Source organism: Sphingobium yanoikuyae (genome assembly GCF_013001025.1).
Taxonomy (GTDB): Bacteria; Pseudomonadota; Alphaproteobacteria; order Sphingomonadales; family Sphingomonadaceae; genus Sphingobium; species Sphingobium yanoikuyae_A.
In genome coordinates this window covers 21,485-39,826 of record NZ_CP053021.1, presented here as the reverse complement: position 1 = coordinate 39,826, position 18,342 = coordinate 21,485, and the positions used below count along the sequence as shown (strand labels likewise).

General features: G+C 64.0%; 20 protein-coding genes. 7 read left to right on the top strand and 13 right to left on the bottom strand.

Annotation, left to right across the window (positions count from 1 at the left end):
• The first annotated feature begins 35 nt into the window (after positions 1-35).
• The gene (gene modA / locus HH800_RS00205; protein ID WP_169859761.1) at positions 36-821 is read left to right on the top strand and encodes a molybdate ABC transporter substrate-binding protein; all 786 of its coding nucleotides are present in this window, start codon (positions 36-38) and stop codon (positions 819-821) included.
• Between the two features lie 39 nt (positions 822-860).
• Here the strand turns inward: modA and HH800_RS00200 are convergent, their stop codons facing one another.
• From HH800_RS00200 to HH800_RS00155, 10 genes are all read right to left on the bottom strand, one after another.
• Entirely contained in the window at positions 861-1,508 is a 648-nt protein-coding gene (locus HH800_RS00200) for an ATP-binding cassette domain-containing protein (protein WP_169859759.1), read from the bottom strand.
• A complete protein-coding gene (gene modB / locus HH800_RS00195) occupies positions 1,498-2,199 on the bottom strand; it encodes a molybdate ABC transporter permease subunit (RefSeq protein ID WP_169859758.1) in 702 nt (233 codons plus the stop codon). The genes HH800_RS00200 and modB overlap by 11 nt, the downstream gene beginning before the upstream one ends.
• A gap of 70 nt (positions 2,200-2,269) precedes the next feature.
• A complete protein-coding gene (locus HH800_RS00190; protein WP_169859756.1) occupies positions 2,270-3,556 on the bottom strand; it encodes a capsule biosynthesis protein in 1,287 nt (428 codons plus the stop codon).
• Positions 3,549-5,192, bottom strand: coding sequence for a beta-3-deoxy-D-manno-oct-2-ulosonic acid transferase (locus tag HH800_RS00185; protein ID WP_169859754.1), 1,644 nt, complete (start codon positions 5,190-5,192; stop codon positions 3,549-3,551). Before HH800_RS00185 ends, HH800_RS00190 begins: the two co-directional genes overlap by 8 nt.
• 131 nt (positions 5,193-5,323) lie before the next feature.
• Positions 5,324-6,619, bottom strand: coding sequence for a glycosyltransferase family 4 protein (locus HH800_RS00180; protein WP_169859752.1), 1,296 nt, complete (start codon positions 6,617-6,619; stop codon positions 5,324-5,326).
• A 1-nt stretch (position 6,620) separates the two neighbouring features.
• The gene (locus tag HH800_RS00175; RefSeq protein ID WP_169859750.1) at positions 6,621-7,061 is read right to left on the bottom strand and encodes an HIT family protein; all 441 of its coding nucleotides are present in this window, start codon (positions 7,059-7,061) and stop codon (positions 6,621-6,623) included.
• A gap of 9 nt (positions 7,062-7,070) precedes the next feature.
• Positions 7,071-7,706 carry a CoA transferase subunit B gene (locus tag HH800_RS00170; RefSeq protein ID WP_169859748.1) on the bottom strand — a complete coding sequence of 212 codons (636 nt, stop codon included), beginning with the start codon at positions 7,704-7,706 and terminating at the stop codon, positions 7,071-7,073.
• Positions 7,706-8,023, bottom strand: a complete 318-nt coding sequence (locus tag HH800_RS00165; RefSeq protein WP_169859746.1) for a DUF5076 domain-containing protein — start codon at positions 8,021-8,023, stop codon at positions 7,706-7,708. The genes HH800_RS00170 and HH800_RS00165 overlap by 1 nt, the downstream gene beginning before the upstream one ends.
• Positions 8,020-8,913, bottom strand: a complete 894-nt coding sequence (locus tag HH800_RS00160; RefSeq protein WP_169859744.1) for an HAD family acid phosphatase — start codon at positions 8,911-8,913, stop codon at positions 8,020-8,022. The genes HH800_RS00165 and HH800_RS00160 overlap by 4 nt, the downstream gene beginning before the upstream one ends.
• The gene (locus HH800_RS00155; RefSeq protein WP_169859742.1) at positions 8,913-9,623 is read right to left on the bottom strand and encodes a CoA transferase subunit A; all 711 of its coding nucleotides are present in this window, start codon (positions 9,621-9,623) and stop codon (positions 8,913-8,915) included. The genes HH800_RS00160 and HH800_RS00155 overlap by 1 nt, the downstream gene beginning before the upstream one ends.
• Before the next feature lie 89 nt (positions 9,624-9,712).
• On the opposite strand from HH800_RS00155, the gene HH800_RS00150 reads away from it, so the two are divergent.
• On the top strand, positions 9,713-10,597 hold the full coding sequence (locus tag HH800_RS00150; RefSeq protein WP_169859740.1) for a LysR family transcriptional regulator: 885 nt from the start codon (positions 9,713-9,715) through the stop codon (positions 10,595-10,597).
• A gap of 22 nt (positions 10,598-10,619) precedes the next feature.
• Here HH800_RS00150 and HH800_RS00145 read toward each other — a convergent pair whose 3' ends face one another.
• Together HH800_RS00145 and thiS are read right to left on the bottom strand one after the other, a co-directional pair.
• A complete protein-coding gene (locus tag HH800_RS00145) occupies positions 10,620-10,937 on the bottom strand; it encodes a hypothetical protein (RefSeq protein WP_169859738.1) in 318 nt (105 codons plus the stop codon).
• A 337-nt stretch (positions 10,938-11,274) separates the two neighbouring features.
• Positions 11,275-12,276, bottom strand: a complete 1,002-nt coding sequence (gene thiS, locus HH800_RS00140) for a sulfur carrier protein ThiS (RefSeq protein WP_004210358.1) — start codon at positions 12,274-12,276, stop codon at positions 11,275-11,277.
• A 131-nt stretch (positions 12,277-12,407) separates the two neighbouring features.
• On the opposite strand from thiS, the gene aroQ reads away from it, so the two are divergent.
• The 5 genes from aroQ to HH800_RS00115 all read left to right on the top strand — a co-directional run bounded on the left by aroQ (position 12,408) and on the right by HH800_RS00115 (position 15,960).
• Positions 12,408-12,848, top strand: a complete 441-nt coding sequence (gene aroQ / locus HH800_RS00135) for a type II 3-dehydroquinate dehydratase (protein WP_004210356.1) — start codon at positions 12,408-12,410, stop codon at positions 12,846-12,848.
• Between the two features lie 83 nt (positions 12,849-12,931).
• Positions 12,932-13,420, top strand: coding sequence for an acetyl-CoA carboxylase biotin carboxyl carrier protein (accB, locus tag HH800_RS00130; RefSeq protein ID WP_004210355.1), 489 nt, complete (start codon positions 12,932-12,934; stop codon positions 13,418-13,420).
• 12 nt (positions 13,421-13,432) lie between these two features.
• Positions 13,433-14,785, top strand: a complete 1,353-nt coding sequence (accC, locus tag HH800_RS00125; protein ID WP_004210354.1) for an acetyl-CoA carboxylase biotin carboxylase subunit — start codon at positions 13,433-13,435, stop codon at positions 14,783-14,785.
• Complete coding sequence (locus HH800_RS00120) at positions 14,782-15,126, top strand: arsenate reductase family protein (RefSeq protein WP_004210353.1); 345 nt, start codon at positions 14,782-14,784, stop codon at positions 15,124-15,126. Before accC ends, HH800_RS00120 begins: the two co-directional genes overlap by 4 nt.
• 84 nt (positions 15,127-15,210) lie before the next feature.
• Positions 15,211-15,960, top strand: coding sequence for a ParA family protein (locus HH800_RS00115; protein WP_017500882.1), 750 nt, complete (start codon positions 15,211-15,213; stop codon positions 15,958-15,960).
• Between the two features lie 9 nt (positions 15,961-15,969).
• On the opposite strand, the gene HH800_RS00110 is transcribed toward HH800_RS00115, so the two are convergent.
• On the bottom strand, positions 15,970-18,273 hold the full coding sequence (locus HH800_RS00110; protein WP_037490941.1) for a putative bifunctional diguanylate cyclase/phosphodiesterase: 2,304 nt from the start codon (positions 18,271-18,273) through the stop codon (positions 15,970-15,972).
• Positions 18,274-18,342: the final 69 nt, after the last annotated feature.

Genomic DNA, 18,342 nt, shown 5'->3' with positions numbered 1-18,342 from the left:
TTGCATGGCCCCGGCGCTGGGCGCACAAGGCGGTCATGCGCTTCTTCTCTCCGATTCCGCTCCTGCTGCGCGCGCTCGCGCTCCTGTCACTTTTGCTGTCGCCATCCTGGGCCGCCGCGCAGGACAAGCGCGGGCCACTGGTGCTTGCCGCCGCCAGCCTGCAGGAATCGATGAACGCTGCCGCCGATGCCTGGGCGCGGCAGGGCCATGCCCGCCCGGTCCTGTCCTTCGCCGCCTCCTCGGCGCTGGCCCGGCAGATCAAGGCCGGCGCCCCCGCCGACCTGTTCGCCTCCGCCGACGAAGATTGGATGGACGATATCCAGAAGGCCGGCTTCGTCGCGCGCGGCAGCCGCGCTGACATGGCCGGCAACCGGCTGGTGCTGGTCGCCCCGGCCGGCAAACCGGTGCGACTGCGCATCGGCCGCAACATGCCGCTGGCCGCAACGCTGAACGGCGGCCGCCTCGCCATGGCCGATCCCGACGCCGTGCCGGCGGGCAAATATGGCAAGGCGGCGCTCACCGCGCTCAATGTCTGGCCCTCGGTCGCGGACAAGGTCGCGCGCGGCGACAGCGTGCGCGCCGCCCTCGCCCTGGTCGAGCGCGGTGCCACCCCGTTCGGCATCGTCTATGCGACCGATGCCCGCGCCTCGAAATCGGTGCAGACGGTCGGGACTTTCCCGACCGGCAGCCATCCGTCGATCCGCTATCCGGTAGCGCGGCTGACCGCCAGTCGCCATCGTGACGCGGAAGGCTTCCGCCGCTTCCTGCTGTCGGCGCAGGGCCGGACGATCCTTGGCCGTTACGGCTTCAGCGCGCCCTGATCGCCGATTGTTTTTCTACGGATCGCGCACACCATCATCTCAAAGCCCCGCCCCATCTCCGGTTTTCGACGGACGGATCGAGACAAGGTCGGCTCCCAGCGCCTCCAATTCTGCGCGATCGTGACTGACATAAAGAATCGGGATCGATGTGGCCGCGTGCAACTTGCGTATAAGCTCCAGTATCTGGTCCTTCAGGCCCTGGTCCAGGCCCGTCAATGGCTCATCCATCAACAAAAAATGAGGATTGGCTAGCAAGGCACGCCCAATCGCCACGCGCTGCGCCTCCCCCCCGGAGAGAGAATGTGGCCGGCGCTCAAGCAGATCGCCGATGCCTAACATGTCGACGACAGCTGGCATATCAAGCGCGCTTCTTCCACTATGCCTTCGGCCATAAATAAGGTTCCGGCGCACGCTCATGTGCGGAAAGAGGCGCAGATCCTGAAAAATATAGCCGCAATGCCTCTGCGCGATGGGCAGGTCTACGCCGACGGCGCTGTCAAACAACGTGCCCCCGGCAATCGCGACACGACCTTCATCGGGACGTAATAGACCGGCCACCATGTTGAGCAGGCTGCTCTTACCTGCCCCAGATGGACCAAATAGGCCGACGATCGCACTGGAACTGGCAATGTCTATGGCCAGATGATTGGCTCCCAGTCGGCGACGGACATGGATGTCAAAGGACATGGTCGCCCCTGCCCATGCGTCTCGCGAGCCATTCGGATGCCATCAGCGCGCCGAGCGACAGCGCAATCGAAATCAGTGCCAGCCGCAATACCGCATTTTCGCTGTCCGGCAGTTGCAGCGCGGAATAGATGGCGATCGGCAGTGTTCGGGTCTCCCCTGGTATATCGGATACAAAGGTAATGGTGGCGCCAAATTCCCCGATCGATCGAGCAAAACCCAGGATCATGCCAGCCAATATGCCCGGAACCGCGAGTGGCAACGAGATGGTGCAGAAGACCCGGATACGGCCGGCTCCGAGCGTCTGGGCGACAGCCTCCAATCGTCGATCGATTGTCTCAATAGACAGCCGAATAGCGCGCACCATCAGCGGCATCGCCATGATTGCTGCCGCGAGCGTTGCGCCCGTCCAGCGAAACAACAGACTGATGCCAAACCAGCTTTCCAGCCAATAACCAAAAACACCCTGCCGACCAAACAGAAGCAGCAGTAGCCAGCCGGTGACTACCGGTGGCACCACCAACGGCAAATGCACCAGTGCATCAAGCATCAATTGGCCAGGAAAACGATAGCGCGCGAGCAACCATGCCAGGGCAAAAGCTATCGGCAGCATCGCGAAGACCGCTGTCAGACTGACCCGGAGCGAAAGCCCGATGATCGCCCATTCTTCAGCACTGATCGATGACAATAGCATGTAGTCACCGATTCACTTCGGCAAGATTGCGCATTCGCCGATCAATGGCGATGGTCACCAAAATTGTCCTTTAGCGTATTCCACGTAACACCGGGCCCTTTTGCATTGTCCATCGTGGTGCCCGACCTCGGTCTGGCCGGATAATCTGCGCAGGCGCCCGCAACAGCCGATCAACCGCGTTGCTGACGAGCATCTGCAGCCCTTCCTCGCTCAGAAGCCCTCCGCGAATGAGGCAGCGATCGACCAGAACTCGCCGAAACGCTGAATAGAGCGTCATGTCCGGCTGGCGCGGCGCCGACCAGAAATCATCAAGGCTCGACTGATGCACCACTCCTGGCACCTTGTAGACTGCGTGCCCCAGAACCACGACAGGCTTGCCGGCATTGAGCGCCAGCGTGCCTACAGTGCTGTTCACCGTCACCACGCCCAACGACTTGCCCACCACTTCGGCAATGTCCCAATCGGCCAGATAGACGACACGGTCCTTTACGCCATAATACGCGGCCAGCCGGCGAGTCAGTCGGTCCCAGGCGACAAGACCGGGGTCCAGCGGATGGCGTTTCACCACAAGAGAGACATGATCAGGCGCATGCTGAGCAAAGCTCTTGATAGCGAAACGCAGCGCAGCGCGCATGTTGCCGAAGGGCGAATGAACGCGAATCTGATAATCGGAGTTGAGTTGCAACGGGAGCGCGAAATAGGGTTTATCCTTGACCGTATCCCACGCCTTGAAAGACCGGCGCCCGTCACCGCGACGCATGACCAGCTTGCGACACCAGGCGACCGATTCCATCAGGAAACTATGCGGCCGGTGGGTTCGGTAGAATGGGAAATAGGGCCGCATGAATGCAGCGGCCAGACCATTGCGCATCGTGTTGCGCGCACGGGCATTGAAGGTCGAGGGCACGGGCGGCAGATTATCGATATAGTCCGGCAAGCCCCGGACCTGGTCTAGATACCATTGCGGATCCAGCGGCAGAGTCGAATTGCCGTTCACGCCATCGTCCTGCAAGGTCAGGAAATCGGGGCGAATATACCCTTCCTCCACGACATGAACATGCAAGTTGCGCAGCCGTGCCATGCCATGTGCCGAGGTATGGTAGGGACGGCAATCACCATAGAGAATCAGGTCCGTAACGCCATGATTGACGATAAAATCGTCAAAGAAGAGTGGCCAGTTACGAAATGTTCCACGATAATCGGTGGCATCTCCTGGCCAATCGACCTTGTCGCCACCATTGATGTTGATCCGCAGAGCGGAATGCCCGCGCTTGCGCAACGCATCCGCAAGCATCGAGAAATAGGGACCATGCGGCCCCTGCAGGAACAAGAATATTTTCGACGTTGGTTCAGCCATGAAGGAACTCAGCGGACAATGTCATAAATCTTCGTAGCTTCCCCTGTAGCGCGCGGAGCCGAATGAGCCATGTCATCGGCGGCGTCGATCCACTGGCCATGCGGTCCACCATCAGTTCGGGGCCACAGGGCAAGCGCGTCACCGGATCGAGATAGCGAGGATAGAGAATGAGTGCGCCCGCGACAAGCTGATCCACATCCAGCAAACGCCCTCTTCGGGATGACGGCTTGGCCAGGTCGCGGGTCAGCCCCCAGCCGGCATAGAAGGGCATGCCATGCACCGTGACGGAGCGACCGCGCATCAGCGCCTCGAAGCCTGTCAGCGAGGAAAGCACATGGACTTCGTCTACCCGCTGCACCAGTTCCATCAATGGTGCCCCGCTGTCGATCGCGTCGGCATGTTCCAGCACGACCGCATCGCTCAGATGGCCCTTGCGATGTCCGGCCTGGACGTCGGGATGGGGGCGGTAAACGATCCAGGCGTCCGGCTCCGCCTTGCGCACGCGGGCTAGGAAATCCAGATTGCCGCCAACGCCCGCGCCGCCCAGCTGGACGGACATGTCGTCATCGACCTGTCCCACGGCCAGGACGGTCCGCCGGTCGGCCGGCAGATCGATCATCTGCCCAGCCTCCAGTCCATATTTGGTAACGCCCGCCGCGCAGACCCGATTGCGCAAGCGGCGCGCTCGGTCGACCAGGGCAGGCGTAAATATCTGGGTTGCGAGCAATGTCTCCAGATCGCTGGGCCTTCGGGCATTATAATAGATGCCGCTGCGATCAATCACCACGGACCCGGGCGGATGCAAGCCTGCCCCCAATCCGCGCGATCGCAGGAAACCATCTTCCACCCGCGCGATCGAAACGCCCTTGGCCGCTGCCTCGCTAACCGTATCGGACGGCACACGGGACGGCCAGATCGCCAGCGCCGCGCCACGCTGACGCGCCCGAGCCAAGCCTCGGGCAGCTGACAGGAAGGGCGGGCTATCAAGCCCATCCCAGAGAAAATGCCGGATCGCCTCCCGTTTCCAGAAGGCCATGCCGCTGGCAGCGGCGATACCACGATTGCCGTCGATATGGCGGCGCCAGTCGGCCAGTTGCGCAACGACATGCGCGGCATCGACCGGCGCACCGGTAAAACAATCCCGATAGATCGCCGCCGCCAGCCTGTCCCGTGCTGCCGCGCGCAATCGCTCCGGCGCAAACCGATCACCATTCGCGCCAAAGACCGCCACGCCGAGCAGGCCCCCGATGATCGCCAGATCATCGTCCGGCTGGGCATAGATGGCACGCGCCTGCGCCACCAATGTCCATGGGTCGCAACCGACCGGCAGAAAATGACCAATCTTTGCGCTGACGGCCGCACCACCCCGTCGCGCCAGCGGCAGGATGCCAATCTGTCCAGCGACCAGACCGACACAGGCCTCTGCGGGAATCGCGATCCCGGCCCGCGCCACGACCTGCACACCCCGTGGCCGATGCCCCCAGAAATCGCCCCCGACACGCGCAGCCACAATCATGTCGAACAATGTGTCGGAAATAGCCGCGACCGACGCGCCGGCTACCGGATGGCTGATCGCCGCCACATCCGGATCAATGCCCGGAAAGGGGGGAGAACGCAGGAATGGCATCATGGTCACGGAGCGTCGCGCTCCACCTGAGACATAGGTCCCATTCGCCTTTTCCACCAACCCCCGGTCACATATCCCCCTGATCCGGCACGCGGTCATCTTCTCGACCGGATCAGTCATGATCGCCGGGCGATGACAGGTCAAGGAACAGTCGCTGTCACATCTTCCAATAGCTGCGCCACTATGTCGAAATAGTCACGCCAGGTCGGCGCATGCCATCCACCGATCCGTGCAAGCTGCGCCGCCCTCTCGGGCGAATCCGCTGCGGCATAGGCATGGATCATCCGCATCCAGCCCATGCCATCGAGCGGATCGATATAGTCGGGTGCATCGCCGCCGACTTCGCGATGCGCCGAAATGTCGCTGCAGATCACCGGGACGCCAGCGCACAGTGCCTCGACCACCGGCATGCCGAATCCTTCGGCAAAGGACGGCATCAGCATCGCCCGCGCGCCCGCGACCAGATCCTGCATCTGGTTGTCGGGCAGCTCGCCCGCCTCGACCACATGGCCGCGCAGCGCCTCGCCCCGCTCCAGCATGTCGATGACATTCTCATTTTCCCAGCCGCGCCGGCCGATCAGTACCAGCATCGGCGCCGCATCGCCCAGTTCGTCCACCATCCGCCGCCAGATATTGAGCAGCAGCAGATGATTCTTCCGCGGCTCGATGGTCGACAGATAGACGAAATAGGGCCGCTGCGGGATCGCCGTGCCCGACCCGCCAAACACATCGGGCGGATCGGCGCCGAAATGGGCGACGCATGTCTGGCGATCGGCCAGGCCGTTCGACAGATGCGGTTCCAGCGCGTCCAGCGTCGCCTGGCTGTTGCCGATGATGCCGGCGGCATAGAGGTCGATGCTGCGCAGCCGGCGGCGATGCTCGTCCGCGCCCTGCGGCCGGGCAAATTCGGGATGACTCAGCGGAATGACGTCATGCACCAGCGTGACGAACTTCGCCCCCTCGGCGCGTAGGATCGCGCCCACCTGCGCCGCATCGTCGAGATGATGGGGCGATGCCTGCAGATAGATGCGCGGCCCCTTGGCCCTGGGCACCGGGCGCGGGCGCGTGGCAAACATGTGGCGGATCACCGCCGCCCGCTCCTTGCGCTCGTCGGGCGAATCCACATTGCGCCATTTCGCCGCGGTGAAGGCCAGGAACTGGCGCACGGCGGATATGTTCAGGCGGCCATAATAGCCGCCAGCGGGGTGAACGGCGGCGAAGGCCAGCCGGTCCGGCATCCGCTCCAGCAATTCGCGGGCATAGACATATTCGACCCGGTCGATACCGGTCGGCGTCGGGTGGAAAGCACGCGAGAGCAGACGCGAAATGTCGAGGATCACCTCGGCCCCGCCCCGGTCGCCAGTCAGATAGCTGTTCGCCGCCTTGGACCGCAGCGCCAGCCGCGCGCCCGGCGCCTTGAAGGGTTTGAGTGCCACGTCAGAACTGCGCGCGAATCTCTTCGGCCAGCGCCGCCAGCGCATCCTTGTCCGCCTGCGTGCCGGCGCCATGGGCGGCGAAGCCCTTGGGGTCGCCTTCCCAGCGCGGCAGGATATGGACGTGCAGGTGGAAGATGGTCTGGCCCGCCGGCGCGCCGTTGAACTGGGCGATCTGGATGCCGTCGGGGTTCAGCGCCTTGCGGATGGCGGTGGCGACCTTCTTGGTAGTCGCCATCACCTGGCCCAGCGCCTCATCCTCCATCTCCAGCAGGTTGCGGGCCTTGGACCATTTGGAAATGACCAGCGCATGGCCCCGCGTCTGCGGCATGATGTCGAGGAAAGCGAAGGTATTCTCGTCCTCGTACAGCTTGGTCGACGGGATCTTGCCCTGCAGGATCAGGGCAAAGATATTGGCTTCGTCATAGGTGCCGTCGAGGCTCATGAAACGCCCTTAGCTGATATAATGGGCGGTCGTCTTAGCAGCGACTTCCTCGGCGGTCACGCCCGGTGCCAGCTCGACAAGCTTGAACGGGCTATCATGGTCGGGACGCTGGAACACGCACAGGTCGGTGACGATCATGTCGACCACATTCTTGCCGGTCAGCGGCAGGGTACAGGCCGGAATGAACTTGGGATCGCCATTCTTGGACGTATGCTCCATCACCACGATGATCTTCTTGACGCCGGCGACCAGGTCCATCGCGCCGCCCATGCCCTTGATCATCTTGCCGGGGATCATCCAGTTGGCGATGTCGCCATTCTCGGCCACTTCCATCGCGCCAAGGACGGTGAGGTCGATATGCCCGCCGCGGATCATCGCGAAGCTGTCGGACGAACTGAAATAGGCCGATTGCGGCAGTTCGCTGATCGTCTGCTTGCCGGCATTGATCAGGTCCGCATCCTCATTCCCCTCATAGGGGAAGGGGCCGATGCCCAGCATGCCATTTTCCGACTGCAACGTCACTTCCACGCCATCGGGAATATGGTTCGCCACCAGGGTCGGGATGCCGATGCCCAGATTCACATAGAAGCCGTCCTCGAGCTCCTTCGCCGCACGCGCGGCCATCTCGTCACGGGTCCAGGGCATCACTCACTCTCCTTCGCAGGCTCGGCGTTCAGCCTCGCGCGTTCCTCATCAAGCCCCTGCCAAATACGACGCAAGGCCTCTTCCTCGGACATTTGCGCTGTCTGGGCGTAAGCCTTTGCAGCCGTATGCACGCTTTCCACCAACAGCGAACCCAGCAACTCCAGACGCCACTGATCAGGAAAGCCAATAACCACGTGCGACCGCCCCTCATCGGGGCTTATCCAGAAACGCGCCAACTCGAACGCGTTTTTCGCCGGCGCCAGCCCTCCCTTGAGCGCAATCGCCCCCGGATGCTCTGCCGTCCGAAAGCCGATCATGGCTTCGCGCCTCCCGGCGCCCACCTCTTGTCGGCAGGGAAAACATCGTCGAAGCCGCCCTTGAGGCCGCTGCCATAAACGGGGTTGGGCAGGACGAACCAGCCTGCGCCCCAGAGTTTCGCGATCGCCGGGCCTTCGGTCGCGGCGCGCCGCGCCGGCACGCTCTGCCCGACATTGAACAGGTCGGTGAAATCGCCGAGCTGGTCGCCGCCCAGCGCGATCACGCAATAGCTGCGCGAGATCGTCCAGCGCCGACCGTCCTTGCGCGATCCCATCGCGTCGTCGCCGGCCAGATACAGCGTCCGGCCATGCACCGCCTCGCCCAGCCCCGCCGCCTTGATCGCGCGCGCGGTCGCATCAGCATTGGCGGCCGAACGGTTGGTGTTGAAGATCACGGTCACGCCCATCGCTCGCAGCGCGTCGAGGCCGCTGTCCGCACCCGGCACCGGGCCGACCGCGCCCTCGCCGGTCTTTTCCCACGCGTCCCAGTCGGCCGCGTCATAGCCCTTGCCGGTCTTCGCATCATGATATTCGAAGCCGGTGTTCAGCATCACCGTCTCGTCGACGTCGAACACGGCGGCAAACGGCCGGTTGCCGCACGGCACATATTTGGGCGCGTCCAGGCTCGCGCCTTCGGCCAGCACGACAGAATCGGCCGGCCGTGCCTTCACGACGGCAGCGGCATGAGCGACCAAAGCGGTCCAGGCCTGGCGCGACAGCGCCGCCGCCTCGCCCGATCCGTAGAGATATTGCATGCCAGCCGGCGGCACCGCCGGTCCGGTCGGCGTCACCGGCGCCGCGCCAGTCGCACTAGTCGTCGCGGTGGTGGTCGCACAGGCCGCCAGCGGCGCCAGCAACAGCGCCGGCGCAAGCCGCATCATCGTCGCCATCAGACCGCGTCCCTCTGGCGCACAGTGCGGAACTCGATCTTCTTGTCATAGGGCGCGCCGACGATCATCCGCTTGACGTAGATGCCGGGCAGATGGATCGCATCGGGGTCCAGGCTGCCCACCGGCACCACTTCCTCCACCTCGGCGACGCAGATCTTCGCCGCCGTCGCCATCGGCGCGTTGAAATTGCGCGCGGTCTTGCGGAAGATCAGGTTGCCACTCTCGTCCGCCTTCCAGCCCTTGATGATCGCGACGTCGGCGAAGATGCCGCGCTCCAATATATAATCCTGGCCGTCGAAATTCTTCACTTCCTTGCCCTCGGCCACCGCGGTGCCGACGCCGGTCTTGGTGTAGAAGCCGGGAATGCCCGCCCCGCCCGCGCGGCAGCGCTCGGCCAGCGTCCCCTGCGGACAGAATTCCACCTCCAGCTCGCCGGCCAGATATTGCCGCTCGAACTCCTTGTTCTCGCCGACATAGGAGGAGATCATCTTCCTGACCTGGCGCGTGCGCAGCAGCTTGCCCAACCCCTCGCCGTCGATGCCGGCATTGTTGCTGGCGATGGTCAGATCCTTGACCCCCGAATCGCGGATCGCATCGATCAGCCGCTCGGGAATGCCGCACAGGCCAAATCCGCCCGCACACAGATGCATGCCGTCGAACAGCAGCCCTTCCAGCGCAGCGGCAGCATCGGGGTAGAGCTTCTTGGCCATCGGCATCCATCCTTCATACAATTTCGGCGCAGACTAGGCAGGCAAACCGATCAATACCAATGATTTGTTTTTTCAGTTAAACCCAAACAATGTCTATCAATCGCATCGCCTTCTACCATCTCGAAACCCTGCTCTGGATCGCGCGGCTGGGCACCTTCGCGGCAGCGGCGGCGCGGCTCAACACGACCCAGCCGGCGATTTCCGCGCGGGTGCGCGAACTGGAAAGCCATCTGGGCACCGCGCTCTTCCGGCGCGAGGGGCGGACGATGGCCCTCACCCCCGCCGGGCGCGAGCTGGTGCGCGAGAGCGAACCGCTCTGGGCGCGCTTCCAGGGCGTGCTGATGGGCTGCAGCGACATATCCGGCGCGACCGGGATCATCCGCATCGGCGCGGGGGAAATTGCGGCGGCCAGCTGCCTGCCCGGCTTCGTCGCCCGGCTCGGCCGCGACCTGCCCCATGTCAGCCTGGAGGTCGACATCGCGCTTACCGCCGACCTCATCCAGCAGCTCGCCTCGGGCCATGCCGACCTTGCCTTCGCCGCCGGGCGGATCGCCCATCCGATGCTGCGCACCGCGCCGATCGGCAGCGTCGACCTGCTCTGGCTCGCCAGTCCCGCGACCGTCGCGACCATGGCAGACGTGGGCCCGCCGATCTGGTCGCTCACCAACCTGTCGCCGCTCTACCGCATCATGAAGGACGCGATTGCCGCGTCGGACCTGGCCGACTGCCCGCTCAACCTGTGCAACAATGTCCGCACCATGATCGACATCGTGCTGGAAGGCGGCGGCATCGGCATCTTCCCCCGGCCGATGGCGCGCCAGCAACTGGCCGAAGGCCGACTGGTCCCGGTGCCCGGCGCCCCGCTCATGCCCCCGGTCGATTTCCACGTCGCCGTCCGCGCCGCCGAGGCCGACCCGCTGGTGCTCGCGATCTTCTACCGCGCCAGCCGCCTGAAATTGCGGGGTGAAGAGTGAAGAACGAGGAATAGGCTTACGGTCAATTTCCGAAAAAGCGCATCATTCCCCAGGCAAGAACGTAGCTCATGACAGCTATGACAGCCATTGCCAGAGCTATCGCAATGGAACGCCTGTCCGCATTCCTCGCAGACGGCCAACTATATATCAGCCCCGTAAAAATCGCGCCGGGCGCGCAAACCAGTATCAGCGCACCGAAAACATAGGCCGACACATCCACATGCGGTCCGCCAAGCAGCATGAATGCTGGCAAGGTCAGAACAGCGGCGGGGGCAGCGGCCAGCAGGAAGGTAGCAAACAGGGCGTAGCGCCCAATCAGGATCAGCGATTGTCGGCTCATGCAACGCATCTAAATATGAATGGATGTGGACGGTCTAGACGCCATGCAAGCCCCCCTGTCCTATACGAGCCTCTTCTGATCTACATTTGAAGATGGAATATCCGCCACCACGCAACCGGCCAAGTGTCATTCAGGCGTCGCTTCACTGTCGCCCCAATGTCGCCTGCGTGTCGCGTCACTGTCGCGTCGAACGCGCGCGATCGTGACCCGATTGTCGCGCGACTGTCGCTTCGCTGTCGCGTCGCGGGCGCGTTCCTGGCGCATTGGCCCGGAATCAGCCCCACGACACTGTGAACTTCGACTGTCGCGTCGAATCCCGCGCCGCGACGCCCTGGAATCAGATCAGGCCGGCCAGCGGGCTCGACGGGTCGGCATACATGCGCTTGCCCATGCGGCCGGCACGATAGGCCATGCGGCCGGCCTCGACGCCCGCCTTCATCGCCGCCGCCATCAGCACCGGGTCCTTCGCCTCGGCAATGGCGGTGTTCATCAGCACGCCGGTGCAGCCCAGCTCCATCGCCTGCGCCGCTTCCGACGCGGTGCCCACGCCCGCATCGACCAGCACCGGCAGCTTGGTGCCTTCCACGATCAGGCGGATCGTGACCTTATTCTGGATGCCCAGACCCGACCCGATCGGCGCGCCCAGCGGCATGATCGCCACCGCGCCGGCATCCTCCAGCCGCTTGGCGGCGATCGGATCGTCGACGCAATAGACCATCGGCTTGAAGCCTTCCTTGGCCAGCACCTCGGTCGCGCGCAGCGTTTCGACCATGTCCGGATAGAGCGTTCGCGCTTCGCCCAGTACTTCCAGCTTCACCAGTTCCCAGCCGCCCGCCTCGCGCGCCAGGCGCAAGGTGCGGATCGCCTCCTCGCCGGTGAAGCAGCCCGCCGTGTTGGGCAGATAGGTGACTTTCTTCGGGTCGATATAGTCGGTCAGCATCGGGGCGTTGGGATCGGACACGTTGACGCGGCGCACCGCCACGGTGACGATTTCCGCGCCCGACGCGACCAGCGCGGCGGCGTTCTGCTCGAAATTCTTGTATTTGCCGGTGCCCACGATCAGGCGCGAACGGAAGGTCTTGCCCGCCACCGTCCAGCTATCGTCATCCACCGGGGACACATCGCCGCCGCCCACAAAATGCACGATCTCCAGTTCGTCACCGTCTTCGACCTTCACATCGGCCAGGGTCGAACGCGGCACCACTTCCAGATTGCGCTCCACCGCCACCTTCTCCGGCGCGAAGCCCAGCTCGCTCGCCAGCTCGGCCAGGGTCAGGCCGTCGCGGATGCGGCGATGCTCGCCATTGATATGGATGGAGATGGTGCCGTCGATGCTCACTACATTATCCCGTTCGTGGCTGGAAACGTGTCTCGACTTGGCGCGACACGAAGGGCTAAAGATCAGCGCGCATATAGGGGCGGCGACGCCGCGCCCGCAACAGACAAGTCTCGACCGAATGGGGGATCGCCATGGCGGACACACGCAAAATCTATGTTCTGAACGGCCCGAACCTTAACATGCTCGGCACCCGCGAACCGGAAATCTATGGCTATGACACGCTGGACGACATTGCCGAGCGGATGGAGGACGCCGCCCACCGCGCCCATGTCGAGATCGATTTCCGCCAGTCCAATCATGAAGGCCATCTGGTCGACTGGGTGCAGGAGGCGCATCGCGAGGGCGCCCATGCCATCATCATGAATCCCGGCGCCTATACCCACACGTCGATCGCGCTGCATGATGCGATCAAGAGCATCACCGTGCCGGTGATTGAGATCCACCTGTCCAACCCGCACACGCGCGAGGCCTTCCGCCACAAATCCTATGTCGGCATGGCCGCCAAGGGCACGATCGCGGGCTTTGGCGCCATGTCCTACATGCTGGCGCTCGAAGCAGCCCTGGAACTGTAGAACGCACAAAAGTTGCGCTTTGGCGCAAATGAGCATAGGCGCTGGCCGCCAGAACGCATTTTGAAAGACGACAAGGGTCAAGCATGAACGACAAGCATGACAAGGGCGCGATGCAGGTGGACGTCACCCTGGTGCGCGAACTGGCAGCTTTGCTGGACGACACCAACCTGACCGAGATCGAGGTCGAGGACGGCGATCGCAAGATTCGCGTGGCGCGCAAGATCGGTGGCGGCGCCCCCATCTTCGCAGCGCCCGCTGCCGTAGCGGCACCTGTCGCTGCCCCGGCTGCGGCACCGGCCGCTGCCCCCGCCGCGGCGGCCGAACCCGCCCTGCCGGCCGGCAATGTGGTGAAGTCGCCGATCGTCGGCACCGCCTATCTTTCGGCCGAGCCGGGCGCCGCGCCCTTCGCGCGTGTCGGTGCGCAGGTGAAGGCCGGTGAAACCGTGCTGATCGTCGAGGCCATGAAGGTGATGAACGCGATTACCGCGCCCGTCGCCGGCACCGTCAAGGCCGTGCTGGTCGATAACGGCCAGCCGGTCGAATATGACCAGCCGCTGATCGTCATCGAATAAGGCCGCGATCCCATGGCCATCGAAAAACTGCTGATCGCCAACCGGGGCGAAATCGCGCTGCGCATCCACCGCGCCTGCCATGAAATGGGTATCAAGACGGTGGCGGTCCATTCGACCGCCGACGCCGACGCCATGCATGTGCGCCTCGCCGACGAGGCGATCTGCATCGGGCCGCCCGCCGCCAAGGACAGCTATCTCAACATCGCCGCGATCATCTCGGCGGCCGAGATCAGCGGCGCCGACGCGATCCATCCGGGCTATGGCTTCCTCAGCGAAAACGCCAAGTTCGCCGAAATCGTCGAGGCCCATGGCCTCGCCTTTGTCGGTCCCAAGCCTGAACATATCCGCACCATGGGCGACAAGATCGAGGCGAAGCGTACCGCTGGCGCGCTCGGCCTGCCGCTGGTGCCGGGGTCAGACGGCGCGGTCAGCGATGTCGAGGAAGCGCGCGCGATTGCCGATGCTGCCGGCTATCCGGTGATCATCAAGGCCGCGTCCGGCGGCGGCGGCCGCGGCATGAAGGTCTGCACCTCGCCCGACCAGCTCGAGACGCTGATGCAGCAGGCCGGTTCGGAAGCGAAGGCCGCGTTCGGCGACGCCACCGTCTATATCGAGAAATATCTCGGCAATCCGCGCCACATCGAAATCCAGGTGTTCGGCGACGGCAATGGCAACGCCATCCATCTTGGCGAACGCGATTGCTCGCTGCAGCGTCGCCACCAGAAGGTGCTGGAAGAAGCGCCCTCGCCCGTCCTGAGCCAGGCCGAGCGTGAACGGATCGGCGGCATCTGTGCCAAGGCGATGGCCGACATGGGCTATCGCGGCGCGGGCACCATCGAGTTCCTGTGGGAAAATGGCGAATTCTACTTCATCGAGATGAACACCCGCCTGCAGGTGGAGCATCCGGTGACCGAGATGATCACCGGCCTCGATCTGGTGCGCGAACAGATCCGCGTTGCCGAAGGCAAGCCGCTGTCGGTGAACCAGGAAGATATCCGCTTCACCGGCCATGCGATCGAATGCCGCATCAACGCGGAAGATCCCAAGACCTTCGCGCCCTCGCCGGGCACCGTCACCAGCTATCATGTTCCGGGCGGCATGCATGTCCGCGTCGATAGCGGCCTGTATCAGGGCTATAAGGTGCCGCCTTACTACGACTCCATGATCGGCAAGCTGATCGTCTATGGCCGCACCCGCGAGGGCGCGATCATGCGCCTGCGCCGCGCGCTGGAGGAATATGTGATCGAAGGGATGAAGACCACCATCCCGCTGCACCAGGCGCTGCTGAAGGATCCCGAATTCCTCAACGGCGACTATACGATCAAGTGGCTCGAAGAGTGGCTTGCCCGTGAGGATGGCCAGTGAAGGCCACCATCTGGCACAATCCCAAATGCGGCACGTCGCGCAAGACGCTGGCGATCCTTGAGGAAACGCCAGGCGTCGAGGTGGAGGTGGTCGAATATCTCAAGACCCCCTTCACCCGCGACAAGCTGGCCCAGCTGTTCGCCGACGCCGGGATGACTCCGGCCGAAGCGGTCCGCAAGATGGGCACCGATGCCGAGGAACGCGGCCTGTCGGACATGACGGCGGATGCGATCCTGGACGAGATGGCGGCCAATCCGGCCTATGTGAACCGCCCCTTCGTCGAAACCGAAAAGGGCGTGCGCTTCTGCCGCCCCCAGGACAAGGTTCTGGAAATCCTCTGAATATCAGCCGCTTGTCACGCCCATGTAACAAGCGGCTGATTTGAGCCCTTGCTTTGACGGGGGGAAGCCGTAGCTTCCTCTCCCATGGCAAAGGAACCGGCATTGGCGACCATCGCCGTCTACAGCCTCAAGGGAGGCGTTGGCAAAACCACCTTTTCGGTTAACCTCGCCTGGGCGTCGGCGAGCATATCGAAACGGCGGACCCTGCTCTGGGACCTCGACCCGCAGGCGGCGTCGAGCTGGCTCCTCTCCACCGATCTTGAAAGCCGCGATGCGGCCCAGGCCATCTTCAGCAAGGATGTCGAAGTCCGCAAGCTGATCCAGCCCACCACCGTGCCGGGTCTGGACCTGATCGCCGCCGACACCTCACTGCGCAGCCTCGACCATCTATTCCGCGAGATGGACAAGAAGAAACGGCTGGCCAAGCTGATCGACAGCCTGGGCAAGGATTATGACCGCATCATCCTCGATTGCCCGCCGGGCCTCACCGAAACCAGCGAGCAGGTGCTGCGCGCCGCCGACCTGATCGTCATCCCGGTCATCCCCTCCCCCCTGTCGCAGCGCGCTATGGGCGAGGTGGCACGCTATCTGGTGCAGCGCGGCGGCAATCATGCGCCGATCCTGCCGGTCTATTCGATGGTCGACCGCCGCCGCAGCCTGCATCGCAAGGCACTGGACGAACAGCCCGGCTGGGGCGCGATCCCGATGGCCAGCACGATCGAGCAGATGACGGTCCGCCGCAAGCCGCTGGGTGCCTTCGCCCCCGCCTCGCCCCCGGCCCAGGCCTTCGGCGCGCTATGGACGATGGTCGAGCGGCAGGTTCAGCAGGGCTGAAGCCCTGCCTCAGCCAACGGCGCAGGCCTGCGCCGGCGGATCGGGGAACAGGCGCGCCGCATCTTGCGGCAGCATCGGACGGCCATAATAATAGCCCTGTACCTTCTTGCAGCCCAGCCGGCGCACCATGTCCAGTTCGGTCGCGGTTTCCACCCCTTCCGCCGTGGTCGACATGCCCAGGCTTTCCGCCAGCGTCACCACTGCCCGGATGATCGCCAGATTTTCCGGTGTGTTATGCGCCGCGCCGACGACGAAGCTGCGATCGATCTTGATCGTGTTGAAACGGGTGCGGCTAAGATAGCCGAGCGAGGAATAGCCGGTGCCGAAATCGTCGAGCGACAATTGTATGCCCATCGCCTGCAATTGATCCAGTACGCGCAGCGCGCCGTCATCCTCATGCATGAACACGCTTTCGGTGACCTCCAACTCCAGCCGCCGCGCATCGAGCCCGCTCTGGGCCAGCGCATTGATCACCGCGGAGATGAAGTTGGACTGGTGCAGTTGCTCCGCCGACACGTTGACGGCAACCCTTATATGCGCGGGCCAGCGCATCGCCTCGCGGCAGGCGGTGCGCAGCACCCATTCGCCGATCGGCCCGATCAGCCGAGCCTCCTCGGCCACCGGCACAAATTTCGACGGCGGGATCGGCCCCAGTTCAGGATGGGTCCAGCGCGCAAGCGCCTCGAACCCCGTGATCACGCCAGAGGTGGCATCCACGACCGGCTGATAGAGAAGATGGAGCTGATCCTTCTCCAGCGCCTCGCGCAGTGCCTGTTCCAGCCGCTGCCGTTCCTCGGCCTTGGCATGCAGCTGCGGCTCATAGGGGCAATGGACGCCGCCGCCTTCATCCTTGGCGCGATAGAGCGCCAAATCGGCGCTGCGGATGATCGATTCGGACTGATGCCCGTCGATAGGCGAGACGGCCGAGCCGACCGACGCCCCGACATGCAGCACATGCTGATCGATTTGATAGGGGGCCGACAGGGCGTCGATGATCGCGATCGACAGGCGCGCCACCGCCCGGTCGTCGTCGATCCGCGCAATCACCACGCCAAATTCGTCGCCACCGATACGACCGCAAAATCCGGCACCGCCACAGACATGGCGCAGACGCTGCGCCACCTGGCTGAGCAGCTGGTCGCCGACCTGATGGCCCAGGCTGTCATTGATCGCCTTGAACCGGTCGAGATCGAGCATCAGGAACGCGCAGCCGGGCCGGCGATTGCCGGTGTCTGCCATCGCCTGATCCAGCGCATCGCGCAGATGGGCGCGGTTGGGCAGGCCGGTAAGCGTGTCGAACCGCGCCAACTGGGCGATCTTGTCGGCCGATTCCCGCTGGATGGTGATGTCCGACCCGACACCGCGAAAGCCCTGGAAATTGCCATTGTCATCATAGCGGGGCGAGGCCGACAGTTCGAGCCAGCGCGTGCGCCCCTGCACATCGACGGGCAACGCCAGATTGCTGAAGCTTTCCCGCCGCTTGAGATGATCCGCCAGGCTATGCAGGCTGGAGGCGAAGCGGCCGCTTTCCCATCCGGCGCCGGCCAGAACCTGGACCAGCGGCGCCCCTTCCAGCGCCTGCGGCGTCATGCCGACGCTTTCGGCGAAACGCTGGGATACGCCGCTGATCCGGCGCAGCGCATCGGTCTGCCACAGCCAGTCGGATGCGCCCTGCTCATATTCGCGCAGCAACAGGCTGACGACTTCGGTCTGCTCGGCCAGCTGGACCGTGGTGCTGTGCTGGCGCGCGAAGGTGCGGGCATAGATGAGGCAGCCGACCAGCAGCGACAGTGCATAGCTGGTAGCGAGCGCCCGCAGCGGCAACAGGGTTTCGCCATCGAACATCGCCGACAGGCCGACGATGCAGGGAACCAGGAAAGCGATGGCGGCCAGCGGCGTCGCCGCATAGCTGATTGCGCCGCACACCATGATGCAACTGATAAGGGTCCAGAGCGCCACGAGATGCTCGGCCCCCTCTCCCCTCGAAAAAAGCGTCATGCAGGCCGCCCAGACCAGGCCGTGCAGCAGGCCGGTCAGGGCATGACGGCGCAGGTCGCGCGCCTGCGGCACGCCGCCGGCGCCGATCTTCCGGCGATGGATCAACAGGGCACTGATGGCGACGGCACCGATCAGCGCGACGCTCCAGCCGATCATGACGGTCGCCGAAACATGGCTGCCGAACACGCGCCAGAGGAACAGCAGGCCGAACACGTTCATCGCCAGACGCAGCAGCGCGACGCTGTCTGCCGACTGCAACTGGGCAGTCAGGACGCGCATATCGGCTTCATCGACGAGGCGTGCGAGCCCCATCATCGCCCTTAGCGAGCCCCGTCCCTGTCGGTCGGTTTCGGATTGCCCTTGCTCGATACCCACATGCCCGGC